Source organism: Morganella sp. GD04133 (genome assembly GCF_029835375.1).
GTDB classification, from domain to species: domain Bacteria; phylum Pseudomonadota; class Gammaproteobacteria; order Enterobacterales; family Enterobacteriaceae; genus Morganella; species Morganella morganii_B.
Map to the genome: position 1 here is coordinate 136029 of NZ_JAODZS010000003.1, position 24195 is coordinate 160223.

Annotated in this window: 24 protein-coding genes; 10 read left to right on the forward strand and 14 right to left on the reverse strand. The window is 50.7% G+C overall.

What is annotated here, in order from left to right; translation table 11 throughout:
* Positions 1-12: 12 nt before the first annotated feature.
* The gene (locus tag N7387_RS02250) at positions 13-312 is read right to left on the reverse strand and encodes a hypothetical protein (protein WP_262859351.1); all 300 of its coding nucleotides are present in this window, start codon (positions 310-312) and stop codon (positions 13-15) included.
* Positions 313-657: 345 nt separating this feature from the next.
* Between N7387_RS02250 and mdlC the strand changes: the two genes are divergently transcribed.
* Both mdlC and N7387_RS02260 read left to right on the forward strand, forming a co-directional pair.
* Positions 658-2289, forward strand: coding sequence for a benzoylformate decarboxylase (mdlC, locus tag N7387_RS02255; protein ID WP_279796506.1), 1632 nt, complete (start codon positions 658-660; stop codon positions 2287-2289).
* Between the two features lie 181 nt (positions 2290-2470).
* Positions 2471-2887 carry a DUF454 family protein gene (locus N7387_RS02260; protein WP_279796507.1) on the forward strand — a complete coding sequence of 139 codons (417 nt, stop codon included), beginning with the start codon at positions 2471-2473 and terminating at the stop codon, positions 2885-2887.
* On the opposite strand, the gene N7387_RS02265 is transcribed toward N7387_RS02260, so the two are convergent.
* From N7387_RS02265 to N7387_RS02275, 3 genes are read right to left on the reverse strand one after another with little or no spacing between them, the layout of a single operon-like run.
* Complete coding sequence (locus tag N7387_RS02265) at positions 2884-3561, reverse strand: M15 family metallopeptidase (protein WP_279796509.1); 678 nt, start codon at positions 3559-3561, stop codon at positions 2884-2886. The two genes, N7387_RS02260 and N7387_RS02265, sit on opposite strands and share 4 nt — an antisense overlap.
* Positions 3558-4688, reverse strand: coding sequence for a succinyl-diaminopimelate desuccinylase (gene dapE, locus N7387_RS02270; protein ID WP_274370278.1), 1131 nt, complete (start codon positions 4686-4688; stop codon positions 3558-3560). Before dapE ends, N7387_RS02265 begins: the two co-directional genes overlap by 4 nt.
* Positions 4689-4703: 15 nt before the next feature.
* Positions 4704-5081 carry an ArsC family reductase gene (locus tag N7387_RS02275; protein WP_262859346.1) on the reverse strand — a complete coding sequence of 126 codons (378 nt, stop codon included), beginning with the start codon at positions 5079-5081 and terminating at the stop codon, positions 4704-4706.
* 162 nt (positions 5082-5243) lie between these two features.
* Between N7387_RS02275 and N7387_RS02280 the strand changes: the two genes are divergently transcribed.
* On the forward strand, positions 5244-5801 hold the full coding sequence (locus tag N7387_RS02280) for a hypothetical protein (protein ID WP_262867680.1): 558 nt from the start codon (positions 5244-5246) through the stop codon (positions 5799-5801).
* 29 nt (positions 5802-5830) lie between these two features.
* Here N7387_RS02280 and N7387_RS02285 read toward each other — a convergent pair whose 3' ends face one another.
* Positions 5831-6460: a LuxR C-terminal-related transcriptional regulator gene (locus N7387_RS02285; protein ID WP_024473280.1), complete on the reverse strand. Its 630-nt coding sequence runs from the start codon at positions 6458-6460 to the stop codon at positions 5831-5833.
* A gap of 453 nt (positions 6461-6913) precedes the next feature.
* On the opposite strand from N7387_RS02285, the gene maeB reads away from it, so the two are divergent.
* From maeB to htpX, 3 genes are all read left to right on the forward strand, one after another.
* Positions 6914-9193, forward strand: coding sequence for an NADP-dependent oxaloacetate-decarboxylating malate dehydrogenase (gene maeB, locus N7387_RS02290; RefSeq protein ID WP_279796511.1), 2280 nt, complete (start codon positions 6914-6916; stop codon positions 9191-9193).
* A gap of 53 nt (positions 9194-9246) precedes the next feature.
* On the forward strand, positions 9247-9636 hold the full coding sequence (locus tag N7387_RS02295; RefSeq protein WP_279796512.1) for a VOC family protein: 390 nt from the start codon (positions 9247-9249) through the stop codon (positions 9634-9636).
* 341 nt (positions 9637-9977) lie between these two features.
* Positions 9978-10859 carry a protease HtpX gene (htpX, locus tag N7387_RS02300; RefSeq protein WP_279796513.1) on the forward strand — a complete coding sequence of 294 codons (882 nt, stop codon included), beginning with the start codon at positions 9978-9980 and terminating at the stop codon, positions 10857-10859.
* 50 nt (positions 10860-10909) lie between these two features.
* Here htpX and N7387_RS02305 read toward each other — a convergent pair whose 3' ends face one another.
* The gene (locus tag N7387_RS02305; protein WP_279796514.1) at positions 10910-11800 is read right to left on the reverse strand and encodes a LysR family transcriptional regulator; all 891 of its coding nucleotides are present in this window, start codon (positions 11798-11800) and stop codon (positions 10910-10912) included.
* Between the two features lie 108 nt (positions 11801-11908).
* On the opposite strand from N7387_RS02305, the gene N7387_RS02310 reads away from it, so the two are divergent.
* Entirely contained in the window at positions 11909-12814 is a 906-nt protein-coding gene (locus N7387_RS02310; protein ID WP_279796515.1) for an alpha/beta hydrolase, read from the forward strand.
* Positions 12815-12888: 74 nt separating this feature from the next.
* Here N7387_RS02310 and N7387_RS02315 read toward each other — a convergent pair whose 3' ends face one another.
* The 3 genes from N7387_RS02315 to hxpB form a co-directional block, all read right to left on the reverse strand.
* A complete protein-coding gene (locus N7387_RS02315) occupies positions 12889-14283 on the reverse strand; it encodes an L-cystine transporter (RefSeq protein WP_262859338.1) in 1395 nt (464 codons plus the stop codon).
* 234 nt (positions 14284-14517) lie between these two features.
* The gene (locus N7387_RS02320; RefSeq protein WP_279796517.1) at positions 14518-15075 is read right to left on the reverse strand and encodes a metal-dependent hydrolase; all 558 of its coding nucleotides are present in this window, start codon (positions 15073-15075) and stop codon (positions 14518-14520) included.
* Positions 15076-15240: 165 nt separating this feature from the next.
* On the reverse strand, positions 15241-15906 hold the full coding sequence (gene hxpB / locus N7387_RS02325; protein WP_262882335.1) for a hexitol phosphatase HxpB: 666 nt from the start codon (positions 15904-15906) through the stop codon (positions 15241-15243).
* Positions 15907-16086: 180 nt separating this feature from the next.
* Here hxpB and N7387_RS02330 point away from each other — a divergent pair, with 180 nt between their 5' ends.
* Positions 16087-16626: a YniB family protein gene (locus N7387_RS02330; RefSeq protein ID WP_072868450.1), complete on the forward strand. Its 540-nt coding sequence runs from the start codon at positions 16087-16089 to the stop codon at positions 16624-16626.
* Between the two features lie 70 nt (positions 16627-16696).
* Here the strand turns inward: N7387_RS02330 and N7387_RS02335 are convergent, their stop codons facing one another.
* The 5 genes from N7387_RS02335 to N7387_RS02355 form a co-directional block, all read right to left on the reverse strand.
* Positions 16697-17560, reverse strand: coding sequence for a fructosamine kinase family protein (locus N7387_RS02335; RefSeq protein ID WP_025153038.1), 864 nt, complete (start codon positions 17558-17560; stop codon positions 16697-16699).
* A 195-nt stretch (positions 17561-17755) separates the two neighbouring features.
* Positions 17756-18610, reverse strand: coding sequence for a metal ABC transporter permease (locus N7387_RS02340; RefSeq protein ID WP_072868446.1), 855 nt, complete (start codon positions 18608-18610; stop codon positions 17756-17758).
* Entirely contained in the window at positions 18607-19482 is an 876-nt protein-coding gene (locus N7387_RS02345) for a metal ABC transporter permease (protein ID WP_279796525.1), read from the reverse strand. The genes N7387_RS02340 and N7387_RS02345 overlap by 4 nt, the downstream gene beginning before the upstream one ends.
* Positions 19479-20363, reverse strand: coding sequence for a manganese/iron ABC transporter ATP-binding protein (locus N7387_RS02350; RefSeq protein WP_024473275.1), 885 nt, complete (start codon positions 20361-20363; stop codon positions 19479-19481). Before N7387_RS02350 ends, N7387_RS02345 begins: the two co-directional genes overlap by 4 nt.
* Positions 20360-21289 (reverse strand): metal ABC transporter substrate-binding protein, encoded by a 930-nt coding sequence (locus tag N7387_RS02355; RefSeq protein WP_279796527.1) that lies wholly within the window; start codon positions 21287-21289, stop codon positions 20360-20362. Before N7387_RS02355 ends, N7387_RS02350 begins: the two co-directional genes overlap by 4 nt.
* A gap of 237 nt (positions 21290-21526) precedes the next feature.
* Here N7387_RS02355 and N7387_RS02360 point away from each other — a divergent pair, with 237 nt between their 5' ends.
* Positions 21527-22201, forward strand: a complete 675-nt coding sequence (locus N7387_RS02360; protein ID WP_279796529.1) for a transglycosylase SLT domain-containing protein — start codon at positions 21527-21529, stop codon at positions 22199-22201.
* Between the two features lie 940 nt (positions 22202-23141).
* Positions 23142-24195, forward strand: a 1054-nt coding sequence (locus N7387_RS02365; RefSeq protein ID WP_279796530.1) for a site-specific integrase, incomplete at its 3' end; no start/stop codon positions are given.

The window sequence follows — 24195 nt, forward strand, 5'->3', positions numbered from 1 at the left end:
TGACTGACCGGATTAAAAACCGATGCCCGTACCTATTCCCGCAGACACGCCTTCTGAGCCTCCGGATGCGCCGATGCCCACCCCGGCACAACCTGACAGCAGAATAACAGCGATAAAGCAGACTATTTTCAGCATATGACCTCTGTACATAAACGGTTGCAATTGTCCGGATAGTATACCGAAAACAAAAAAAAAGCTCTCTGCACCCGCAGAGAGCCGAAAAAAAACCAAAATAACCAATTGGTACCACGCGGCAGACAATAACAGCGCTGAGTTAAACGATACTGTAACGGATTCATAAACCGTCAGCATGTTATCGCTTTGTTGACTCGCAACCGGCTCCGTCAGGTGTATTATTCTGCTTTTTTATGGTGCCGTTATCTGGTCTTACCTCTATATCTCTGCTTTATATCAGAAATAACTATTCTGCCGGTCTGATAACCCGCAACAGCGGTTCAGCGCGGCGGTTTGATCTTTATTTTCCGCTGTAATAGAGTCTGGGATAGTTTAATTTTCCGGTTTCGGATCCTTATTTTCTCTGCTGCTTGTCATTGTTATTTCAGGAAAAATTGTTGTCATTCAGATAAGTCAGTCTGTATGCCTTTTCATCCGCCGGTATATTCACTACCAGCGGAATAATGATTTTACGGGAGCATTATGATGGGAAAAACAATCCGTCAGGTAACGTTTGAATTACTCCGGCAACTGAATATCACCACGGTTTTTGGTAATCCCGGTTCGACAGAAGAAACCTTTCTGAAAAATTTTCCGGCAGATTTTCGTTATATCCAGACACTACATGAATCCTCTGCGGTAGCCGCCGCTGATGGCTATGCACAATCCACCCGTCATGTCGCACTGGTGAATGTGCATACCTCTGCCGGGCTGAGTAACGCAATGAGTAATATCCTCACCGCGTATATGAACCGCACGCCGCTGATTATTACTGCCGGTAACCAGACCCGTGACATGCTGCTGATGGAGCCGTGGCTGACCAATATTAAGCCGGAAACATTGCCGGAGCCGTGGGTGAAATGGAGTTATCAGCCGGTGCGGGCGGAAGATGTGCCGGCTGCGTTTATGCGGGCCTATGCCATGGCGCTGCAACCCCCGGCAGGTCCGGTATTTTTATCGATCCCGCTGGATGACTGGGACAAACCGGCTGAAACGGATACCGCGGTTGTCCGTACGGTGTCTCATCGTATCAGTGCTGATCCGGTGCGGATACGGGAATTCGCACAGGTATTGTCGCAGGCGAAAAATCCGGTGCTGATCTACGGCGCATCTCTTGCCCGGGGTGAGGGCTGGGAAGCGGGGATCCGGCTGGCGGAAAAACTGAATATCCCCGTGTTTTCGGCACCGGCCTCCGAGCGTCCGCCGTTCCCGGAATCACATCCGCTGTATGCAGGCGGCCTGCCGTTTGCCATGAAACCACTCTCGGATAAGCTCGCCGGGTACGATGTGGCGCTGATCATCGGTGCGCCGGTTTTCCGCTATTACCCGTATGTGGCCGGTGACTATATCCCGTCCGGATTGCGGCTGTTGCATATCACCGATGATCCGCAGGAAGCGGGACGGGCGCCGGTCGGGGATAGTCTGCTGAGTGATGCGGTACTGGCGGTTGAGCAGTTAACGGATCGGGTGACGGCGCGCCCGGCGCAGGCAGCCGCTGTCACCAGACAGCCGCACGGCATGGCACCGCATCCTGCTGCGCCGGAAGCGGTATCTGACGGGGCACTGAGTGCCTCACAGCTGTTCCGGGCAGTCAGAAGCGCCATGCCGGAAGAGACGATTCTGACCGAGGAATCCCCCTCTAACCTCGCAGAACTGCATGCCGCCTGGCCGGTGGATAAACCGGACTCATTCTACACCTTTGCCAGCGGGTCACTCGGCTGGACATTACCGGCCAGTGCGGGGATTGCCCTCGGTGAGCGTGACAGCGGGCGTAACCGTCCTGTAGCGGCGATTATCGGTGACGGCTCCATGCAGTATTCTGTACAGGGATTATGGACTGCCGCACAGCATCAGTTAACGATCCTGTTTGTTATTCCGGAAAACAGGCAGTACGGTATTCTGAAATCTTTCGCGGTACTGGAAGAGACGCCGGGGGTGCCGGGCCTGGATATCCCGGGGCTGGATATTGCGGCTCTTGCCACCGGTTACGGTTGTACAGCGGTCCGGGCAGAAACTGAAGCTGAGGTGATTGCGGCCTGCAAATCCGCATTACAGCGTAAGGGGCCGACCGTGCTCGTTGTGCCGATCCTGCCTTCAGTGCCGCCGCTGATGTGATATCAGTATCAATCATTTGATTTGCTGACCGTCACCTTACTGCCGGTAGTCTGAGCGGCGCTCTGTGCGGAACAGAGTGCCGTTTTGTTGCCGGATCATCATTAATGGTCACAAGCCGGTTGAATAAGATGTTACGCAACGATAACATTGAGTTGCATTCTCATTACCGGAGGCTCAGGACGTGAAGCCGTTCACCCGTATACTGCTGCTGTTATCAGGCTGGATTGCCGTCATCCTGGCAACGCTGGGGGTCGTGCTGCCGGTTTTGCCGACAACGCCGTTCCTGCTGCTGGCAGCGTGGTGTTTCTCCCGTTCATCCCCCCGGTTCCATCACTGGCTGCTGTACCGTTCCTGGTTCGGCGGCTACATCCGTCACTGGCAGACGCACAAAGGCCTGCCGCGCAAAGCAAAACGGCGGGCAGTCATCGTGATCCTGCTGACGTTCGCGGTATCGCTCTGGCTGGTGAAACTGATTTATATCCGGCTGTTACTGCTGTGTATTCTGGTCTGGCTGCTGATCTTTATGCTGCGTCTGCCGGAAACAGATGACATGGCGCCGGAGAAGACTCCGGTGCCGGAGGAGAAATCACCGGATTAATGGCTTTCCGGTAATGTGACATATTGCTGATAAACTGCGTCAAGATTAGCCAGTAACCATGTTTTACCGGCGATATCCTGTGTTTTCAGCACCCTTTCAAGCGTTTCCGGGGTGTAAAGCTGCTCCGCCTCATAAGAGAGCGGCCAGTAGCTGATATGCCACGGTTCATAAGCCACACCGCCGGTCTGGCGCTGTGTGAACGGCAGATAAAAATCAAACTGTGCCATATTGTCCGCCAGCCAGGCGGAAAGGGCGGCAAAATAGCCGCCTTCCTCATACTCCCAAGGCTCAAGCTGAAGGGCGGTGTCAGCAGGCAGACGGAACGGATCGTAATAATCGATCTCTGTTCCCCAGTGGTGACGGCTGGCACCCGGAATAGCAGACCAGCGCAGGATCGCCTGACAACGCTCCGCTTCTGACAGCGCTGAGACATCCAGCGGGCGGTTTTCAGCATCATTGACGGTGCGGATCCCGGTAAATTTTTCATTCCAGATAATCTGCTGACGGGAAAAATCCCGGAAGGAACTGGCGGGCATCAGCTTAAATCCGGCGGTTGCCGCCGCTTTCTGCATGGCGAGAAACGCTTTGGTGGCATTAAATTGCAGATGATGATTACCGGCAAAATTAATGACATGATCACGGGTCTGCCCGGTCAGCATTTCAAAGGTCATCATAGCAGGATCTGCTCCATAATCCGTTGATAGATACGGCTGAGCTGCTGTAAGTCAGCGGCGCTGACGCATTCATTCACTTTATGAATGGTGGCGTTGACGGGACCCAGCTCCACAACCTGTGTGCCCATCCGTGCAATAAAGCGTCCGTCGGAGGTTCCGCCGCTGGTGGAGAGTTCCGGTGTCAGATTACAGTACTGACCGATGGCACGGCAGACCGCACTGGTCAGCGGGCCTTCCGGGGTCAGGAACGGATGTCCGGACAGTGACCAGTGAATGGTATGTTTCAGCTGATGTTTTTCCAGCAGCGCAGCGATACGGGCTTCCAGTGATTCTGCGGTGGATTCGGTGCTGAAGCGGAAATTGAACTGAATAAACAGATCACCCGGAATGATATTATTGCTGCCGGTACCGGCGCGGATATTGGCTATCTGCATGCTGGTCGGCGGGAAGAACGGATTGCCGCTGTCCCAGTGCTCTGCCACCAGCTCCTGTATAAACGGCGCGGCACGGTGAACCGGATTATCGGCCAGATGCGGATAGGCGACATGACCCTGAGTGCCGTGAATGGTCAGGTTTGCGGTAACAGAACCCCGGCGGCCGTTTTTAATCATATCCCCTAATTGTGACTGGCTTGACGGCTCGCCGACCAAACAATATTCCACCTTTTCATGGCGCGCCATCAGCGTATCCACCACTTTCACTGTGCCGTTAACGGCTGATGCTTCTTCATCTGAGGTGATAAGAAAGGCAAGGCGGCCCGGATAGTCCGGATAGCGTTCAGTGAAACGTTCAGCGGCGACAATCATGGCCGCCAGCGAACCTTTCATATCGGCAGCACCGCGCCCGTACAGCATACCGTCAACCAGTGCCGGTTCAAACGGCGGTGTACGCCAGTGGCTGAGGTCACCCGGGGGGACCACATCGGTGTGACCGGCAAAGGCCAGCGTTGTGCCGCTGCCGCCCCGGTATGCCCAGAAATTCTGTGTGTCGCCGAACGGCATGTGTTCGACGGTAAACCCGGCGGCAATCAGGCGTTCAGCCATCAGTGCCTGGCAGCCTTTATCATCCGGGCTGACCGATTCCCGGCTGATAAGCTGTTTTGCCAGTTCTGTTACAGGACAATGCATGGTGTTTCCTTTATCTCAGGCAGGAAGGCTGAAAAACTGCTGATAATCATCAGCTTTAAAACCAAGGTGATAGCGACCATCTGCGGAGATCAGCACCGGGCGTTTGATCAGTGCCGGTTTCTCTGACATCAGGCGGATAGCGGACTGTGCATCTGTCACTGCATCCTGTTCGGTTTTATCCAGCTGACGCCAGGTGGTGCCGCGTTTATTGAGCAGCAGTGTCCAGTCAATATGACGGGCAAATTCACTGAGGAGTTCAGTATCCGCGCCGTCCTGCCGGTAATCATGAAACGCATAGGCTATCTGATGCGCATCCAGCCAGGCACGGGCTTTTTTCATCGTGTCGCAGTTTTTGATCCCGAAAATCCGGCTGACGGAGGTTGTATTTTTCATTTTTTATCCTTTGTCGTGAACACGAAAAATAGCATAATGCGGGAATTTGATGCAGTTATCCAGAATCTTACGTGCAGAGAGTATTCGATAAATGCAAAAAAGTGGGGTAGCATTACGCCATAACCATGACAAAAACATCCGGAAGATGTTGAGACAGGATCGATGAAAGAGTACTTAGCCGGAAGCACGCTGTTATTTGCCAGCTTTACCCTCGCGGGACAAACGGACGTGTATCTGAATGAACTTCAGCTCAAATTTACCGAAAACAGCGAACTGTGCCTGGATGAACATAAATGGCCGCAGTTCAGCTCAAGTCAGTCAGAGCCATGGATGATTTCACGGCTGAATGCGCTGGCTTCCGTTGGTTTTATCAGTGCAACGATTGAATCGTCCGGTGTGGAATATCAACTGACGGACAAAGGAAAAGACGCCTGGCAGACGCATGAGGATTTTTGTTACGGCGCACTGCGTATCAGTAAAATCAAGGCAATAGAGCCACAGGGCAACGGTATCAGCACCGTGTACTTTTACTATGGTGTAACCGGCATGCCGGACTGGGCACATGATAAAAACATCCGCTACGCCTACAGTGAGGTCGATACTATTCTTCGGGGGATGAATAAAGAAGTTATCCAGGTGGATGTCCGTGAAAACCCGGACGGCACACTGGAGCTGCTCAATTACCCGACACCGGCGAGTATCGACGAAGAAAGTGAGTAACCCCGGAACCGCCATCCCGGGGATCTCTCTCAGCGGGGCAACCGGTATTTCAGATAGAGCAGGCTGGCCGCGAGCCGCGTGGAGACATTCAGTTTTTTCAGTATATTGCGGATATGAACTTTCACTGTCTCTTCTGAAATAAACAACGCCCGTGCAATTTCCTTATTTTTCATCCCGCAGGCCAGTTCTTTGAGAACATCGGCTTCCCGTTGTGTCAGGTAACTGACCGGATCGTGATAGTGTTCACGTTCCTGCAAAATTTTATAAATCGCCTCACTGAAAATCTTTTTTCCTTTAAAGGCATTTTTAATCTGACTTAATAAATAATCAACATCGCAATTCTTTAATAAATAACCATCAGCTCCGGCATCAATAGCAGCATATATATCATTCCGCTCCCGTGATTGTGAAAATACCAGAATATAGCTGGAGATTTTCTTATGACGTAACTTTTTAATAAAATCAATGCCGGAAAACGCACGAACATTAATATCTAATATAATCATTCTGGGGGTGTGCTGATGAATATGACTGAACAAACCATTGTTGTCAGTGAATTCCGGCATGATGGTTAACGCATAATCCGGCTGTAAAAGCATTTTAAAACCATAGCGTAACAACGGATGGTCATCAATAACCATAATAGTGTGATGAGGCATAGAGTTCTCCCTTGCCGGGTGTGCGGTATGAAATTATTTTAATCAAAACGATTTAGTTGATATATTAATTATTGAAATTAAAAATAGACTATGATCGTCAGGACAATTAATTTTTACGCAAAAGTGTTATATGTGCAAATAACAAAGTATTTAAAAATAATAATGTCCCTAATAACATGAAGCACATTATAGGGATAACATTCAGGGTTTAAGACAGGAAGAGATAATTGGCGGTCTGGCCGGAGAAGGTCGCTATTATCAGGTAACCGGCAAGGGATATGTTGTTTTTTTCAACAGCTTCAGTACATTAACTACATGAATATTACACTTTTTTCACTATTCCGCTGTTTATCAGTATACTGTTTATGTAGCGCTGAATAACGTGGACGGCGGCAGATCTTACGCCGCTGACCCGCCCTGACCCTGTTATTAATGCCTGTAAAGGATCCTGAAATGGACGAACAATTAAAACAAAGTGCCCTTGAGTTTCATCAGTTTCCGTCTCCCGGTAAAATTACCGTTACCCCGACCAAACCGCTGACCACCCAGCGTGATCTGGCACTGGCCTATTCACCGGGGGTTGCGGCTCCCTGTCTGGCTATCGCGGATGATCCGCTGGCGGCTTACAAATATACCGCCAAAGGTAATCTGGTCGCCGTTATCTCCAACGGCACAGCGGTGCTTGGCCTCGGTAATATCGGGGCGCTGGCCGGTAAGCCGGTGATGGAAGGAAAGGGAGTTTTATTTAAAAAATTCTCCGGCGTGGATGTTTTTGATATTGAAGTCAATGAAACCGATCCGGACAAACTGGTGGATATCATCGCCTCCCTTGAACCGACATTCGGCGGCATCAACCTCGAAGATATCAAAGCACCGGAATGTTTCTATATTGAAAAGAAACTGCGTGAACGCATGAAAATTCCGGTCTTCCATGATGACCAGCACGGTACCGCGATTATCAGTACCGCTGCGGTTCTTAACGGATTGCGCATTGTTAACAAGGCAATCGGCGATGTTCGTCTGGTGGTCTCCGGTGCCGGGGCTGCATCTGTAGCCTGTATGAACCTGATGGTGCTGCTGGGACTGAAACGCGACAATATTATTGTCTGTGATTCCAAAGGGGTTATCTATAAAGGCCGCGAAGCCAATATGGCGGAAACCAAAGCGGCTTATGCTATTGACGACAACGGCATGCGCACCCTGGCGGATGCGATGCCGGGCGCGGATATTTTCCTCGGTTGTTCCGGCCCGGGCGTGCTGACACCGGAGATGGTCAAAGGTATGGCGCGTGACCCGCTGATCCTGGCACTGGCCAATCCGGAACCGGAAATCCTGCCGCCGCTGGCACTGGCTGTCCGTCCGGATGCCATTATCTGCACCGGGCGTTCAGATTACCCGAACCAGGTCAACAACGTGCTCTGCTTCCCGTTCATTTTCCGCGGCGCGCTGGATGTCGGCGCAACAGCAATTAATGAAGAGATGAAACTGGCCTGCGTGAAGGCGATTGCGGATCTGGCGCTGGCAGAGCAGAGCGAACAGGTCGCCTCCGCTTACGGTGGTCAGGAACTCTCTTTCGGGCGTGAATATATTATCCCGAAACCGTTTGATCCGCGCCTTATCCTGAAAATTGCCCCGGCAGTGGCAAAAGCAGCAATGGAAACCGGCGTGGCGACACGTCCGATTGAGGATTTCAGTGTCTACCTGGAACACCTCAATGAGTTTGTCTACAAAACCACGCTGTTTATGAAGCCGATTTTCTCTATGGCACGCAAAGACCGCAAACGCATCGTGCTGGCTGAAGGGGAAGAACCGCGCATACTGCATGCGACTCAGGAACTGGTCAGCATGGGGCTGGCGTATCCTGTTCTGATTGGCCGCCCGGATGTGATTGAAATGCGAATCAAAAAACTGGGACTGCAGATTGTGCCGGGTCAGGATTTTGAAATCGTTAACAATGAAAGTGATCCGCGTTTTGCTGAATACTGGCAGGAATATTATCAGCTGATGAAGCGTAAGGGCGTGACCCAGGAACAGGCCCGCCGCGCTATTATCACTAACCCGACCAGCATCGGTGCCATCATGGTACACCGTGGCGAGGCGGACGGCATGATTTGCGGGATAATCGGTGATTATCATGATCATTACCGGATTGTGGAAAATGTGTTTGGTTTCCATGACGGTGTGCACACGGCGGGCGCGATGAATGCGCTCAGCCTGCCAACGGGGAACACGTTTATCGCGGATACCTATGTGCATGATGATCCGACCGCAGAACAACTGGCGGAGATCACGCTGATGGCGGCTGCTGCGGTGCGCCGGTTCGGTATTGAGCCGAAAGTCGCGCTGTTATCCCGTTCCAGCTTCGGTTCCTGTCCGTCACCGTCCGCAGAAAAAATGCGCGATACCCTGGCGCTGATCCGCGAGCGGGAACCGTCACTGGAAATTGACGGGGAAATGCACGGTGATGCGGCGCTGGTGGAGGCTATCCGCCGTGATCTGATGCCTGACAGCCCGCTGAAAGGCGCGGCAAACCTGCTGATCATGCCGAACGGGGAAGCGGCCCGTATCAGCTATAACCTGCTGCGGGTGACGACCTCGGAAGGGGTGACGGTTGGTCCTGTACTGATGGGGATTAATAAACCGGTGCATATTCTGACGTCTATCTCCTCCGTGCGGCGTATCGTCAACATGGTGGCGCTGGCGGCGGTGGAAGCACAGACTCAGCCGTTGTAAAACAAAGCATGTAAATCAAACGCCCCGGTAACGGGGCGTTATACAGGAAAGATATGCTGAAGATTGAAAAAGTGGATCATATTGCGGTGATTGCTTCTGACCTCACGACCAGTCTGGCATTTTATTGTGATGTGCTGGGATTGACGGTGCTCAGTGAACATTACCGCGCGGAACGGGATTCTTACAAGGTGGATCTGGCGCTGAACGGGGAGTATCTGCTGGAGCTCTTTACCTTTCCGGCAAGCCCGCCCCGCGTATCACAACCGGAAGCCTGCGGTCTGCGCCATCTGGCATTTGCAGTGCAGGATCTGACCGCATGGGAAACACACCTGAAACACTGCGGTATCCGTTGTGACAGCATTCGCACGGATGAATTTACCGGTAAATCCTTTTTCTTCTGTTTTGACCCGGATAATCTGCCGGTGGAGTTTTATGCCCGCTGACGGATAAAAAAAAGCCAGCGCGATGGCTGGCTGAGAAACTTCGAAATACTGGAAGCAATGTGAGCAATGTCGTTTGCCAATACCTTAGTAATTTACTCAGGTATCGACAGCGAGAATGATAATTTTTCCCATTTAAAAAGTAAAGTGTTTTTTTAATAAAAACGCTGATTATCTGCACAGAAAGCTAAACCGCACAAAACAGCAAAAGATCACTTTATTAAAATTAAGTGTAAAGTTGTTTAATAATTAAAGTTATTTGGTTAAAAAGCCTTGAAATGTGGCAAAATGCCCCTATTTTCTGAGGCATATGATGGGCACACTATTTAAAGGATCATACTGATATGATGCGAATTGCATTATTTTTACTCACAAACCTGGCCGTAATGGTCGTCTTCGGCATTATTCTGTCGCTGACCGGCGTTCAGAGCCGAAGTGTGACCGGACTGATGATTATGGCAGGGTTATTTGGCTTCGGCGGCGCATTTGTGTCTCTGCTGATGTCAAAATGGATGGCGCTGCGCTCTGTCGGCGGGCAGGTGATCACCAATCCGTCCACTCAGACGGAGTACTGGCTGATGGAGACGGTACGCCGTCAGGCACAGCAGGCCGGTATCGGCATGCCGGAAGTGGCGATTTACCACGCACCGGACATTAACGCCTTTGCAACCGGCGCGCGCCGTGATGCGTCACTGGTAGCGGTCAGTTCCGGGTTACTGGAAAATATGAGCCGCGATGAGGCGGAGGCGGTGATCGCCCATGAGATCAGCCATATCGCGAATGGTGACATGGTGACCATGACGCTGTTACAGGGCGTGGTAAACACCTTTGTTATCTTTATTTCCCGTATTCTGGCACAACTGGTGGCAGGTTTTATGTCAAACAACAATGACGAAAACGCCGGCAATCAGGGCAACCCGATGATTTATTTCGCGGTATCGATGGTACTGGAAATTGTGTTCGGCATTCTGGCCAGCATTATCACCATGTGGTTCTCACGCCGCCGTGAATTCTATGCGGATGCGGGTTCCGCAAAACTGGTGGGCCGCGAGAAGATGATCGCCGCGCTGCAGCGCCTGAAAACCAGCTATGAACCACAGGAAGAGGGCAGCATGATGGCGTTTTGCATCAACGGCCGCAATAAATCATTCAGTGAACTGTTTTTATCACATCCGCCGCTGGATAAGCGCATTGAAGCACTGCGCAGCGGTGAATTTCTGAATTAATCTCAGACACCATGACAAAAAGGCTGTAACACAGGGTGTTACGGCCTTTTTTATCTCCGTTTGCTGAGTGCGTCAGCGATGATGCCGAAAGCGGCAGAGGATTTCAGGCGGCTGGTATAATAGAGATAATATTCAGGGTAGGTGATACGACATTCATCCAGCATACTCAGTAACTCTCCGGCGGCAATATGCGGGCTGACCAGTTGCCGCGGCAGATACGCAAAGCCGTAACCGGCAAGGCAGGCACTGAGCGCCTGGTTAATGCTGCTGACCACCAGTTGTCCGCTGACCCGCAGTTTTTGCTCCCGGTGGTTTCTGACAAAAACCCAGGAAAAATTTTCTCCGTGAGTCGGTAAGCGCAGATTGATACAGGGCAGGGTGAGCAAATCCTCCGGTATCACCGGTGCGGTATGCGCGGCGGCGCATTCCGGTGATACCACCAGTGCCATCGGGTTTTCCCCGCTGATCGGGACCGCTATCATATCCCCGGCAATCAGTCCGCCCCGGCGCACACCGGCATCAAACCGTTCTCCGGCGATATCCACCAGACCGTAATCCGTGATCAGTTCCAGACGGATTTCCGGATATTTTTTCAGTACCGGCATCAGTGCAGGCCACAAAACCTGCTGTACAGCATACTCATCAGCAGAAATCCTGACTGTCCCGGCCGGTTTTTCCCGCAGTTCCGCCAATTGTGCCAGTCCGTCCGTAATCTCAGCCATTGCCGGTGCAATCAGGTCAATCAGCCGCTCACCGGCCTCTGTCAGCGTCAGACTTCGGGTGGTTCTGTTCAGCAGTTTCAGTTGCAGACGCTGTTCCAGATTATTGATGGTCTGACTTACTGCGGATTGTGATGTGCCGGCCTGAACCGCGGCCCGGGTAAAACTGCCCTGACGGACAACCATCAGGAAAATCTGCAAATCATTAAGGTTCTCTTTCATATTTATAAGCCTTGCTTATAGCCGAAATCATATTATAGCGTCTAATCAGGGTAATTATCCGGCGCTATGCTGTTTTGCACTTACTTTTTGTAATCAGAGGACACTGCAATGACACCAGTCAGGTTTATGAATGCCAATATTGAGATAGCCGGAAATCTTCGTTTCCCGGCAGATTTTGATGCGTCACGTCGTTATCCGGCGATTATCATGGTTCATCCCGGCGGCGGGGTAAAAGAGCAGACTGCCGGTCTGTACGCAGAAAAACTGGCGGAGCATGGTTTTATCACGCTGGCCTTTGACGCATCATACCAGGGGGAAAGCAGCGGAGAACCGCGTCACCTTGAAAATCCGTACATCCGTACAGAGGATATCAGTGCGGCGGTGGATTATCTGGTGACCCGACCGTTCATTGATGAAAATCGCATCGGTGTAACGGGAATTTGTGCCGGAGGCGGCTATGCGATTCATGCGGCAATGATTGATCACCGGATTAAAGCAGCGGGAACTATCAGTGCGGTTAATTACGGTGACATGTACCGTTACGGCTGGCGGGGCGACCAGACACCGGAACAAACTGCTGGGTTGCTGCAACTGGCGGCTGAACAGCGGAATGCGGAAGCAAAAGGTGAGGCAACAGGGTATCTGCCGACCATTCCGGCTTTAGTCCCGGAACAGCAGGAACCGGATCTGGCAGAAGCATATGATTATTATCATACTGTGCGGGCAATGCATTCTAATGCGCCCGGAAAAATTACCACACGCAGCCTGGCACAACTGATCACTTATGATGCCTTTAATCATGCAGATATTTTTTTGACACAGCCTCTGCTGGTGATTGCGGGAAGTGAAGCCGGAACACGCTGGTTATCAGAAAAAATTTATCAGAAGGCAGCATCAGAGAATAAAACGTTATATGTGGTTGACGGCGCAACCCATATTGCAATGTACGACCAACCGGATTATGTGACTCAGGCTGTCAGTCAGCTGGTCCCGTTTATGCACAAGGCATTATAATATAAAGTAAAAAGCCCGTATTCATATTCTGAATACGGGCTTTCTGTTATTTGACGATAATCAGCGGCGGGATATTATCCCTGCTGCAAATCTTCGTCGTTATCATTATTAAACAGGGTTTTGTCTGTCTGACCCAGGATCTGGCTGGTGACTGTCCCGGCGGTCATGGAACCACTGACGTTCAGTGCGGTACGGCCCATATCAATCAGCGGCTCGACAGAGATCAGCAGTGCAACCAGGGTGACCGGCAGACCCATGGCAGGCAGGACAATCAGTGCTGCGAAAGTCGCACCGCCGCCGACACCGGCAACACCGGCAGAACTGACGGTCACAATACCGACCAGCGTGGCAATCCACAGCGGATCAAACGGGTTGATACCCACTGTCGGGGCAACCATCACCGCCAGCATGGCCGGGTAAATCCCCGCACAACCGTTCTGGCCGATGGTGGTTCCGAAGGAAGCCGCGAACCCGGCAATAGAGTCAGGAATACCGATACGGCGTGTCTGTGCCTCCACACTCAGCGGAATACTGGCTGCACTTGAACGGCTGGTAAAGGCGAAGGTCAGTACCGGCGCGATTTTACGGAAGAAACGCAGCGGGTTGATACCGGCAATACCGACAATCAGACCGTGAACCACAAACATCAGCAGAATCGCAATATAAGAAGCAACAACGAAAGTTCCTAACTTAATGATGTCCTGAATGTTTGAACCGGCAACCACTTTGGTCATCAGGGCAAACACGCCGTACGGGGTAAAGCGCATCACCAGACGCACCAGTTTCATCACCCACGCCTGCAGGATATCAATCGCGCTGAGCACTTTGGCACCGCGCTCTTCGTTGTCTTTAATCAGCTGAAGTGCCGCCACACCCATAAAGGCGGCAAAAATCACCACGCTGATGATGGAGGTCGGGTTAGCACCGGTCAGGTCAGCAAACGGGTTTTTCGGAATAAAGGACAGGATCAGCTGCGGAAGGGTCAGGTCAGACACTTTGCCGGCATACTGGGATTCCAGCTGGGTCAGACGTGCGGTTTCTTTCACGCCCTGGATCAGACCGTCTGCCGTCAGGCCGAAAGCGAGGGTGATCAGAATACCGATTAAGGCGGCAATTGCCGTGGTGATCAGCAGGGTGCCGATCGTCAGCACGCTGATTTTACCCAGTGAAGATGCCTGGTGCAGACGGGCAACTGCGCTGAGAATAGACGCGAAGACCAGTGGCATAATCACCATCTGTAACAGCTTCACATAGCCGTTACCGACAATATCAAACCATGGCAGGGCCTGTTTTACCGCGTCATTTTCTGTCCCGTAGAATGCATTCAGCCCGAGGCCGAACAGAACACCGATCACCAGACCGGTGAGTACTTTTTTGGACAGACTCCAGTCCTTATTGCTGCAGAGCTTCATCAGCACCAGCAGCAGAATAACGAATATAGCGAGATTGCTGATTAATGGAAAATTCATCCCGGTCTCCGATACCTGTTGGTATGTTGTTATAGTGTGTTGACTGCATCGTATACAGTTATGGCGATGCTGAAACTGTAAAAGATACGTTATAGATTAACAGGAGTTTTCTGCATCACTTATAACGAATCTGAATTATTTATAGCTATATTGTAGATCACAGGGACTGATTTGGCATGAATAGTCACTAAACAGACTATTTTCAATATCTTTTGGCTATATAAAATGAATTACTTATAGCCGGGCTGTTATCTGAGTCAGCACCAGCTCCCGCAGATGATCCCACCAGACTTCCCAGTGTGCAGGCAGATAGAACGAGGCCACCAGCACAATCAGCGCCACACTGCGTTCTGCCCGCTTATTGGCTTTACTGCCCAGCAGCGGAATACAGAAGCGCCAGCGTACCGGCCATAACAACGGGATCCCCGCGGTGGTCAGCATATCCCCGGCCAGATGGCTGAGATACCCGACAATGACCGCCTGATAAAAATCCGCCGGGACAGACCAGCTGACCGGAAGTTGTGTGCGGAACAGAATAATGCCGATCAGAATAGCCAGCAGGCTGTGCGTGAAACCCCGGTGCCCGCACAGGCGGGAGATTGGTACAGAAATAAAGCGGACCCATTGCCCCAGCATGGATTTCGGATGGTCAATATCCGGCAGAAGTGCGCCGGCGAGAGCGCCGGGGATCAGGTGCAGCCAGTCCCCCTGACTGATATCAGGCGAAATCTGAAGCTGGTGAACCATCACTACAGAAGCGACAGAGAAAAGCAGGTGACCCTCAGCCGTCATGATACCGGGTAAATACTCAGGTGTTTATTTATACAGTGTTACAGTATAAAGTCTTTTATGACGCCCGACCAGAGGGTAATAAAGAAAAAGGCTTATTTATTAATGAATAACTCCGGAATATTCCACTAACGGAGCAGGGCGGGATATTTCCCGCCACAAAAATAATCAGCTGACCATGGCTGCGGTCAGTTCACTGAGTGATGACAGGCGGTAATCTGCCAGTGACCAGCGCGGGTCGGCGGCCATTTCAGCGGCGGGTACCACAATGGAGCGCATGCGGGCGGCTTTACAGGCAATCATGCCATTAACCGAATCTTCCAGCGCAACACACTGTACCGGCGGAACGCCCAGCGCTTCAGCAGCATTCAGATACACCTGCGGATGCGGCTTGCTGTAAGGCAGATCACCGGCAGATACCACGGCATCAAAATAATGGCGGATGTTAAACATCTCCAGCACGGATTCCAGCATATAGAGCGGTGAGGCGGACGCCAGGGCAATTTTCAGTCCCTGTGACTGACACAGGGACAGTGCATGTTCCACTCCGGGCAGGAGCGGACGCTCTTTTTTCACCATGGCAATCGTGGAATCAATAATCCGCTGGATGACGTCTTCTTTAGACGGTGTCTGCCATGGCGAAACCTGATACCACAGCTCCACGACCTGGTCGATACGCAGACCCAGCATATCGGGCAGTTTATCCCGCAGTGACATATCCAGGCCGATGCTGCTGAAAACCTGATTTTCGCTCTGAAGCCAGAACGGCTCGGAATCAATCAGTAAACCATCCATATCAAAAATAGCGGCCTGTACCGGTAAAGCGTGGGACATAGTGTATGCTCCTGAGATCCTGCAATGAATGAAAACCCGCTCTGATTGTAACAAGCCGGGGCGGAGAGTTCATTAAGTGACTTAATCATTTCCGGGGTAAAAAAGTCCGGAATAATGATAATGATCTTCTTCTGATTTCTGCGCTATGATGACAGGGAAAAAATTAAATGAGGAAAGCGCATGACGCTGCAACAGGCACGCTGGGTTGCTGTATTTAAACGGGTGGCAGGCTGGGTGGTTTTTATTCCGGCTCTGATCTCAACCCTTGTTTCGTTACTGAAACTGGCTCATCAGCAGAGTACCGGCAGTGATAAAATTAATGCCGTTATCGGGGATTTTATTAATGTGGTGACGGAAATGATCCGTGTGAATACACCGTTTCTGAACACATTCTGGAATAACTCCCCTGTACCGGATAAATTACTCGGTTTTGAAGGTCACAATCTGAGTTTTTTACTGATTTATATCCTGATGTTTGTGGGGCTGGCGCTGAGTGCATCAGGTATCCGCATGTCTCGGCAGGTAAAGTTTATCCGCGAGAATATTGAAGATCAGGCCATTATTGAAAATGCCAGAGAGAGCGGAAAAACACCGGCGGATTTAATCGCCAAAATACGGATTCCGAATCACACTATTTTCCGGCAGATTTTTGTGCTGTATGTGCTGCCGGTGTTTATCGGCGCGATTGCGTGGTTCTTAATTAAGTTTCTTAACTGGTAAGCAGAACAGCCGGAATAAAAATACCCCGCAGAGTCTCTGACGGGGTATTTTTTTATCGGCAAAACAGGGACTAACCGGCGAGAATATCGTCAATAATTGCCTGTGCGCTCTGATAATAACGATCACCAAACAAATGGCTGCGGTGAAGCTGGTAATAGAGCTGATACAGCGGCTGGCGCTCTAAGAAACCACTGTCCAGCGGCCAGACCTGCTGATAGCCGTCGAGGATTTGCATCGGCAGCTCAGGGAAAAAAGAGAGCATCGCCAGGTCACACTCGCGATCTCCCCAGTAACACGCGGGATCAAATGCGACAGTGCCGCCGTCAGCCACCGCCGCACAGTTTGACGGCCACAGATCACCGTGCAGCAAAGAGGGCTGCGGCTGGTGGTCAGACAGTTTTTGCTGTACACGCCGGATAATGCTGTCAATATCACCGAAAATGATGCCTTTCTCTTTCGCCAGCTGTAACTGCCAGCCGATGCGCTTTTCAGCAAAGAAAGACGCCCATTTTTTATCCCAGGCATTCGGCTGAGGATTGGTACCCAGCAGGTTATCGTCATCGAAACCGTAACGGGGTTGCTCATGCCACTGGTGCAGACGCGCCAGCTGTTGCCCGAACATATAGGCGGAATGGGAATCAAAAGGCTTCAGCGGCAGATATTCCATAATCAGGAAGCTGAACTCTTTTGTCGACCCGACACCATAAACGGCGGGGGTTGTCAGTGTATGGCTGCGGCTGAGAGCATCAAGCTGCTCCGCCTCGGTTTTGAATACCTGCAACATGTCACGCCGGTTATATTTGATAAAAACCGGATGATCGCCGTAACGGGCACTCCGGGAACGGTGGATTTCACCGCCATCGAGTTGTTTCTTGTCAGAGAACGAGTGTTCGCCGAAATGTTCACTGAGTATACGTCCTGCTGCCTGCCACATGAGCCACCTCACTAAGCCGTCTATCAGTTACTCTATCTTACCGCCGGAAAATAAAAGAAAAAAGCGGACATCTCACACAAATTACACAGTAAGCGCAGGGAAAGACAGAAAAGGACAAAAACGGATGGCTGTTTCGGAAGAGTCCGGAAGCGGGGGGATATCCCGGTGACAGAATATCCCCCGTGATGCAGAAGGTCAGGCAACCTGTCTGCGGCGTTTGAGGGCAGATAACTTCAGCTGGTTATAAATCAGTGCCAGCACAAAATAGAGTGCCTGTACCAGCACAATACAGGCACCGGTAGCGCCGTCGATATGGAAGCTGACGACAGTACCGATATAGCTGGAGCTGACAGAGACCAGAATCGCCACCAGAATCATTTTGCCGAAGCTGCGGCACAGCAGGAAGGCGATGATACCCGGTGAAATAAGCATGGCGATCACCAGAATAATCCCGACTGCCTGGAGTGAGGCGACGATAGTCAGTGCCAGCAGCGATAACAGCCCGTAGTGCAGCATACGTACCGGCAGACCGATAACCCGGGCCTGGTTGGGATCAAAGCAGTACAGCATGAAATCTTTGTATTTCACCATCAGTACCACCATGGTCAGCCCCGCGATAATCAGGGTCTGACGCAGCTCAGCCTGAGTGATTCCGAGGATGTTGCCGAACAGAATGTGTGTCAGGTGTTGTTCGGTATCAATGCGGGTGAACAGCACAAGACCGAGGGCAAACATACCGGAGAACACAATCCCCATGACGGTATCTTCTTTGATCCGGCTGTGTTCTTTCAGGTAACCGGTGGCAAAAGCACAGAAAAGCCCCGATACAAATGCACCGATAATCAGCGGAATGCCCATCACGAAGGCCAGTACAATACCCGGCAGGACCGCATGGGAAATCGCATCCCCCATCAGTGACCAGCCTTTGAGTACCAGAAAGCAGGAGAGAACAGCACAGACCGCGCCGGTCAGAATAGCGGCAAACATAGCCCGCTGCATAAACGGAAAGGCAAACGGGTCAATAAACAGAGAGGTCAGAAAATCACTCATGAGTTTGCCTCCTGATGCAGTTTTGCTGATTCACGGCGGGCCCGGCGGCGGGCAGAGAGCATGCCGTGTTTTGGTGCGAAGAAGAAGGCAATCAGGAAAACAATAGTCTGTAAGGTTACAATCATGCCGCCGGTTGCGCCGTTCAGAAAATAACTGATATAGGCACCGGCACTGCTGGTGACCGCCCCTAAAACAACGGCGATAATCAGCAGCTTTTTAAACTGATCGGTCAGCAGATAGGCGGTGGCTCCTGGGGTAATCACCATCGCAATGACCAGAATTGCCCCGACTGTCTGGAGTGCCGCGACAGTACAGGCACTGAGCAGGGTAAAGAAAATAATTTTCAGTGCCAGCGGGTTCAGGCCGATTGAGCGGGCATGGGTTTCATCAAAGAAAACAACCAGCAGATCTTTCCAGATAAACATCAGCACGAGGAAAGAAACCGCAATAATAATTTCCACCTGCAGCATGTCTTCATCGGCAATCCCGAGGATATTCCCCATAATAATGGTCTGCACATTTACCGAGGTCGGATTGAGGGAAACGATCAGCAGACCGGCGGCAAAAAAAGTGGAAAATATAAACCCGATCACCGCATCTTCCCGCAGCCGTGTCAGATGACGGACAAAAGTCATGGAAAGGGCAGCCAGCATCCCGGTGAAGAACGCCCCGACAGAGTAGGGAAAGCCGAGAGCGTAAGCCCCCGCAACACCGGGAACCACGGAGTGGGAGAGGGCATCCCCCATCAGTGACCAGCCCTTGAGCATCAGGTAAGCGGACAGAAAGGCACACACGGCACCGACAATGCCGCTCACCCAGATGGCTTTCACCATATAATTGTATTCAAACGGCTGGAGTAACAGCTCTGTCATGGCTGTTCTTCCTTACTGCCGGTCTTCACCGTCAGATTATCCTGATGGCCGTAGAAGACAGCGGCGCGTTCGTCATCTGTAATCACGGTCAGTGAACGCGGGTCATCGTCGTCATGCAGATCCGGGCCGGACAGATTGATATGACGCAGCACACCACCGAAGGTTTTTTCCAGGTTTTTCTGTGTAAATGTGGTGGCGGTCGGGCCGCTGTCGAGCACCGTACGGTTTATCAGGATCACATGATCACAGAATTCCGGCACACTGCCGAGGTTATGGGTGGAGACCAGCACCAGATGTCCCTCTTCGCGCAGTGAACGCAGTAAATCGATAATGGCATTCTCTGTTTTGACATCCACACCGGTAAACGGCTCATCCAGCAGCAATACCTTGCCGTTTTGTGCCAGGGCACGGGCCAGAAACACACGCTTTTTCTGGCCGCCGGAAAGTTCGCCTATCTGGCGGTGGCCCAGCCCGGTAAGGCCGACTCGCTCCAGGGCATCGGCGACAGCTTTTTTGTCCTCTTTACCGGGAATGCGCAGAAAGCCCATTTTTCCGTAACGGCCCATCATCACCACATCAGAGACCAGAACCGGAAAGTTCCAGTCTACTTCTTCTGTCTGCGGAACATAGGCAATCACATTCTTTTTCAGCGCGGCACGCACCGGTTCATCATTCAGTGTCACCCGGCCCTGTGTCGGTGTGACCAGCCCCATAATGGTTTTAAACAGGGTGGATTTACCGCTGCCGTTAATACCGACGAGGGCACAGATAGAGCCGCCCTCTATACTGAAACTGGCATCAAAAATCGCGGTATGGCCGTTGTTATAAGTGACAGTGGCGTTATCGACAACCAGCTGTGGTTTACTGAATTGATCACTCATTGATGAAATCCTTTGGCGATAGTCTCTACAGTGGTATTGAGCAGATCAATATAGGTCGGAACAGGGCCGTCAGCGGCAGACAGGGAATCCACATACAGTACACCGCCGTACTCTGCGCCGGTTTCTTTGGCGACCTGTTTAGCCGGTTTGTCAGAAATGGTGCTTTCACTGAAGACGACCGGAATTTTATATTCACGGACGGTATCAATCATGTGGCGGACTTGCTGCGGGGTACCTTGCTCTTCTGCGTTAATCGGCCACAGATACACTTCCTGAAAACCGTAATCATTGGCCAGATAACTGAATGCGCCTTCACTGGTCGCCAGCCAGCGCTGATTTTCCGGGATATTGGCCAGGCGGGCACGGAGCGGGGCATCAAGTGCTTTTATTTTCGCGGCATACTCAGCCGCATTTTTATTGTAAGTTTCCGCATTCGCCGGGTCATGTTTGACCAGTGCAGCCCGGATATTTTCGATGTACATCAGTGCGTTTGTCGGGGACATCCAGGCATGCGGGTTCGGGTTACCATTATATGCGCCGCCGCGGATGGAATTAGGGGTAATACCGTCGGTAATGACAACCGCCGGGACATCCTGCAAATTTTCAAAGAAGCGCTCAAACCAGCGTTCCAGATTCAGACCGTTCCACAGGATAAGATCGGCATCCTGCGCCCGCATAATATCTTTCGGGGTTGGCTGGTAATCATGAATTTCGGCACCGGGTTTAGTGATGGACTCCACGATTGCAGCATCACCGGCTACGTTTTGCGCCATATCCTGAATGATGGTGAACGTGGTAATAACCTTGAATTTTTTCTCTGCCGCCGCGGAATATCCGCTGACCGCGCACAGGGTAAGCAGCAGCACAGCATGGCGGAATATCTGTGTCAGGGACGGAAGGGAAAAGGTATTTTGTTTTTTGTTCATTTTATCAGCCTGCCTGGTTAAAGTGTGACAATCACTAAGGATATCGTTATTGATAATGATTATCAATATCATTTATTGTTGTCAAGCACTTCCGTAATATTGTTATAACATTCAGTACGATCAATTCACACTATGCTATGAATCACATAAAATGTAAAAGTTAAGTAAACTCCTTTTGGTTTATGTGTGTTTTCAGTATTCTTAGCGTCGTCAGAAAGCGGGATAAAGGGTAACAGAGTGAAAAAAACTGTGAGTGTGATTGCGTTAGCATTATTGTTGGCGGGCTGCTCCGGAAGCAGCAAACAATCCCGTACCGGTGGCTGGATAACGCCGCCATCGTCCGGTATCAGTGATTATTCCGCCTATCCGGTAAAGGGCAGCGGGGTCTATCCGATCACGCCGTTTGATCAGTTTATCCGTCAGGCATCCAACCGTTATGAAGTCGATGAAACACTGATCCGCGCCATTATTGAGGTGGAATCCTCTTACCGGCCGGATGTGATCAGCACATCCAACGCGGTGGGTCTGATGCAGATAAAAGCCTCAACCGCCGGGCGCGATGCCTACCGTGTGAAAGGCCGCAACGGCGAACCGAGTACCCGTGAACTGCTGGATCCGCAAACCAATATCGATATCGGTACCACCTACATCCGGATTATCCGTGACCAGCATCTGGCCGGCATTACCGACCCGCAAACTCTCAATTACGCAACGATTGTCTCTTATGTCAACGGTGCCGGCGCATTGCTGCGTACGTTTGATAACAATCGCGCCCTGGCGATTGAAAAAATTAACGCATTGTCTGCCGATGAGTTTTATGAGCATGTGCAGAGCAAACATCCTGCATCACAGGCTCCCCGTTATCTGTGGAAAGTCAAAAATGCATACCGCGCACTGGCGATGGCAGACTGACCTTCTGATTTTCCCTTTCTGATCCCTTTCTCCGTTGCAGATACTGCGCTGCACTGTGAATCTGCAACGGAATTTGTCCCGCTGTAAAAAATCTGTCTGACCTTTTTATATGGCACGCCCGTTTTCTGTGTATAAAAAGCATACGATCTGCATCATTAATAATGAAGAAAAAAATGGGGGAGTGTGAGGAATTGCGTGTTGGGCTGAAAAAATGAAAAAAAAAGCCCTGATTCAGCGTCAGGGCAATGAGAAATACCAAAAGTTCACTTATCTCTACTACGGATTAAGTATAACTGACAACATTTTACAATTGGTGAATTAAGAATGATAAATTGTATCAATGTTTTACCTGATAGTTCGGGTCATTTACCGCAGGCTCTTGATATTTCTGTATGGTGTAACGCACTTTCATCATAAAAGAAGGACGTCATTGTTTGAAATAATTAATATAAATAATGAATTTGGCGTTTCCGGCAGGATATATGGCTATATAACCGGCCGGAACTGAGATAACTGATGTATAGCAGGGATATGACCCTGTTATGTTCATTAATTGATATTCTGTTTGTGACGCTCACCACCTTTTCATAAATGTAAAGATATAAACGTTTTAATCCGTATTTGCTGTGTTAGTATTGATTTTGAGTTCCGGCAAGGGCGCCCGGCAGATTATGATCCGCAGGTGTGACCCGGCTTGCAATGTACGCAAGAAATTGCCGGTAACGTACTGAAAATCAAATAAATGAGATTTCTATATGTGATCTTACGTATAAGTCATCTGCCCCATCTCAATCTATTTCAACCCGTTTCAACTACCACTCCCAGCACCAGATAAACATTGAGTTTGCCTCTTTCGTGTGTTTCACTCTGTTTCATTCCGTTCAAGTTCGTGCCACTAAAATTGTGTACATATCTGCGTACATAATTCAGGGATGTACACATGCTGACAGATGCGAAACTCAGAAAGCTACATAATGTTGAAAGAGACAAACTCACCGAGATAGCCGATTCTCAGGGCTTATCAGTCCGTATCACCTCGAAAGGGATGATCGTGTTCCAGTACCGGTACAGATTTAACGGCAAAGCCCGGAGAATGACGCTGGGAGAATACGGAGTCATTTCTCTGAAAGATGCCCGTAATCTGGCGCAGGATGCAAGGCGGTTATTGCTGGACGGCAAAGATCCGATAATTGAAAAGGAGATGGCGCTCAGTGACTACAACACAAAGCTGACTGTTAGTGATTGCATTAATGAGTGGTTAAACAGCCCGCAGGCTCAAAAATTGGTTAAATTGGATTTCTGGCGGCGAGCGTTACAACGTCACGTATCAGACCATGTCGGTAAAATGATTGTTGAGGATATGACTGTTTCGCACTGGCACCCGGTATTTAAACGAATGCGGGATAATGACGCGGCAACTATGTCCACAGAGGTTCTGTCTAAAATGCGTCAGATATTCTCTTATTGCATCCGTGCCGGTAAGTTGACGACGAACCCGCTGATCGAACTGAGAGCCGATGATGTAGGTGTGAAGGCGAAGTCTGGCAAGCGTTACCTGAGCGACAAGGAGATCGGCCTGTTTTGGACATCTGTTGATAGTTCAAATATGACAACTCAAAGTAAGCTTTTTATAAAACTGGTTCTGCTTACCGGTTGCCGCGGCGTTGAGCTACGGCTGGCGAAGAAATCGGAGTTTGATTTAGAAAATAAAATATGGGCTGTTCCGGATCAGAACTCAAAGACGAGGGAGGGATTTAGCCGGGGTCTGTCTGATGAGGCTATTTCTCTGCTTACGCAGGCGTTTGACCTGTACCCTAAATTCAAACAGGTATTTCCCCCAGCTACGGTAAAAGAAGACAGGCCAATGGCGGCAAGTGTTTTGTTGAGCATGGCGCGACAAGTTGGCGAGGTGATGGGTGTTGATGACTGGAGCATGCATGACCTGCGGAGAACAGCAAAAACAAAAATGAGCGAGCTTGGCGTCCTGCCTCATG